At 65.7% G+C, this 2,551-nt stretch carries 2 protein-coding genes; both read left to right on the forward strand.

Going from position 1 to position 2,551, the window contains the following annotated elements; all coding sequences use genetic code 11:
- Positions 1-202 precede the first annotated feature (202 nt).
- Positions 203-1,723, forward strand: coding sequence for an IS21 family transposase (gene istA, locus XI06_RS13050; RefSeq protein ID WP_442869428.1), 1,521 nt, complete (start codon positions 203-205; stop codon positions 1,721-1,723).
- 14 nt (positions 1,724-1,737) lie between these two features.
- Positions 1,738-2,499 (forward strand): IS21-like element helper ATPase IstB, encoded by a 762-nt coding sequence (gene istB / locus XI06_RS13055; RefSeq protein WP_122404610.1) that lies wholly within the window; start codon positions 1,738-1,740, stop codon positions 2,497-2,499.
- Positions 2,500-2,551: the final 52 nt, after the last annotated feature.

The following is a 2,551-nucleotide window of genomic DNA, read 5'->3' on the forward strand; positions in this document are numbered from 1 at the left end:
CTGCGTAATCCGATGCAAGCCGGCCACTGATTCCGACGCAATCCGGCCACCGATTCCGACGGAAGTCGGCCACCCATTCCGATCGAAGCCGGCCACCCTGTTGAGACCGGCCTGACGCTCTCGAAGACGGCGACCGAATCGCGGACCAGCCCTCCTTTGCGGTCAAGCAAGGGGAGGTCTGATGCCCGCCGAGAGAGCGCCGATGCGGAAAGTTCGAGAAGTCTTGAGACTGCGGCACGCCCTTGGCGTGAGCGAACGGCAGATCGCGGTCACCGTCGGCATCAGCCGATCGACGGTTGGCGAGTATCTGCGGCGGGCTGCGGTGATCGGCATCACCTGGCCGGTGCCGGAGGGGATGGACGACGGCGAGTTCGAGCGCCGGCTGTTCACGCCGCCGACGTTCGAGGAGAAACCGGCGCGGCCGTTGCCCGACTGGACGGCGGTGCACCGGGAGCTGAAGCGGCGCGGTGTGACGCTGCTTCTGCTGTGGGAGGAATATCGCGCCGAGCACGCCGACGGCTATGGCTACAGCCGGTTCTGCGATCTCTACCGGAAATGGAGCGAGACGATCTCGCCGACCATGCGGCAGGTGCACGGGCCCGGAGAGAAGCTGTTCGTCGACTTCGCGGGCGACACCGTGCCGGTGTTCGATGCCGCGACCGGCGCGCAGCGGCTGGCCCATGTCTTCGTCGCAGTGCTGGGAGCATCCAACTACACCTTTGCCGAGGCGCGCTGGTCGGAAGGGCTGGCCGACTGGATCGGGTTACATGTCAATGCCCTGCGCATGATCGGCGGCGTGCCGAAGGCGATCGTCTGCGACAATCTCAAGGCCGGCGTCACCGCCACCTGCCGCTATGAACCGGGCATCAATCGCACCTACCAGGAACTGGCCGAGCATTACCGTACTGCGATCCTGCCCGCGCGTCCGAGGAAGCCGCGCGACAAGGCGAAGGTGGAAGTGGCGGTGCAAATCGTCCAGCGGTTTGTGCTGGCGCGGCTGCGCAACTGGCGCTTCTTCTCGCTTGACGAGCTCAACGCGGCCATCCGCGAGGCGGTTGCCGACCTCAACGCCAGGATCATGCGCAAGCTCGGTGTGAGCCGCAACGAGTTGTTCGCACAGATCGACAAGACGGCGCTCAAAGCCTTGCCGCCGCTGCCGTATCAGTACGCCGAATGGAAGAAGTGCCGCGTCGCGCCGGACTATCACGTCGAGATCGCCGGTCACTACTACTCGGTGCCTTCGCGTCTGATCCGCGAAGAGCTTGAGGCGCGCATTACCGACCGGACGATCGAGATCCTGCACAAGGGAGTCCGGGTCGCCAGCCACGCCCGCTCTGACGTGCCCCATCGCCACACCACGATCCCGGAGCACATGCCGAGCGCGCACCGGCGCTATGCCGAATGGACGCCAGCACGGATCAAACGAGAAGCCGCCAAGATCGGCCCCGCCACGATCGCTCTCCTCGAGGCGATCATGAAAGCCAAGCCACATCCCGAGCAGGGCTTCCGGGCTTGTCTCGGCATTCTGCGGCTCGCGCGCAGTTACGGCTCGGCCCGCATCGAGGCCGCCTGCCGGCGCGGTAACGACATCGGCGCGACCTCCTACGGCTCGATCAAGTCGATCCTGCAGCACGGGCTCGATCGCGCTTACGCAAACGAGAGGCCGCCGGACGACCCACCGATCCGCCACGGCAATATCCGCGGCACCGATTACTACCACTGAAGAAAGGAGAGACGATGTTGACACATCCAACCCACAACCGCCTCGTCGCACTCGGGCTTAACGGCATGGCGAAGGCCCTCGACGAACAGCAGCGACAGCCCGACATCGCCACGCTGGCCTTCGAGGAGCGCCTCGCACTGCTGGTCGACCGTGAGGCGACCGAACGCGAGAACAAGCGGCTGATCGCTCGGTTGCGGTTCGCCAGCCTCCGGCAGAACGCCGTCGTCGAGGATATCGACATGAAGGCGCCGCGCGGGCTCGACAAGCCGCTGTTCCAAAAGCTCGTCGCCGGCGAATGGATCGACCGGCATCAGAACCTGCTCATCATCGGCCCAACCGGCGTCGGCAAGAGCTGGATCGCTTGCGCCTTGGGCCACAAGGCCTGCCGGGACAACCGCTCCGTGCTCTATCAACGACTGCCGCGGCTGTTCGAGGCGCTCACCCTCGCGCGGGGCGACGGCCGCCATGCTCGCCTCCTCAGGACCCTGGCGCGCGTCGAGCTTCTGGTCCTCGACGACTGGGGACTTGCCCCGATGACTGCCGAGCAGCAACGCGACCTCTTGGAGATGATGGAGGATCGCCATGGCCGCGGCTCGACCGTGGTGACAAGCCAGCTCCCGGTCGAGCATTGGCACGAGCTCATCGGCAACCCAACCATTGCCGACGCTATCCTCGATCGCCTCGTGCACAACGCCCACAGACTCACCCTCAAGGGCGAGAGCCTACGCAAAGCCGCCGCCAAGCGTCAGACGCTTGACGACGAGCCCGCCAACTGACCTGATGACGACGTCGTCGCGAGAGCCCGCCTCGGTAGGCGGCCGGGATCAT

Source organism: Bradyrhizobium sp. CCBAU 11434, from assembly GCF_028128895.1.
Taxonomy (GTDB): Bacteria; Pseudomonadota; Alphaproteobacteria; order Rhizobiales; family Xanthobacteraceae; genus Bradyrhizobium; species Bradyrhizobium zhengyangense.